Here is a 600-nt window from a genome sequence, read left to right as displayed (position 1 = left end):
AGCGAATATCAATACGTTGCGTCATATCGCCTTTAGTCAGGCTCTCTAGTGCGTTGAGAATACGTGTTAATGGCTCACGCACACTTTGCGCGATGTGATAGCCGATCGCCGCCGCAAACAAAACCACAACTACACCAATCACAATCGCTTTCGTCACGCCAGCAGAGTAAATGTCACCGGCATCATCAAGAGATTCGTTTAGTTTGTCTGTTGCTGTCGTTGTGAATTGCTCAAGGATAGCCATCGTAGAATCGACTTTGTTAGCTAAGTTCGCAATGTTGTCGTACAGAGCTGCTCGAGCGTTGAGGTAGTTGTTGTGTTGGTCTAGCACACCGCCACGCATACCTACGTCACGGGTAAATTGCTCTACGGATTCGCCAAAAGCTTTTTCTAGCTCAGGAAGTTGAGTGACCAACCCACGGAACGCGTAGTTCAAGTGCGTTACCGCTTTACGGTTTTTCGTTACCGCTTGCGTAACAAACTCAGGATTGGAGCTGGCCAGCGCATCGGAAGTGATTACTTCGGCATCTTTGAGTTTGATGAAGTAGCTTTTCGCCATAACTTTCACTGAAATACTCGATTGGTCTGCAACGTATTCTT

General features: G+C 47.2%; 1 pseudogene. It reads right to left on the bottom strand.

What is annotated here, in order from left to right:
- Nucleotides 1–600, bottom strand: a pseudogene (locus R7044_RS26575) (methyl-accepting chemotaxis protein); the annotation flags it as partial.

Source organism: Vibrio sp. 1402 (assembly GCF_033340275.1).
Note: the sequence above shows the minus strand (reverse complement) of the source record. Positions and strands in the feature narration are given on the sequence as shown.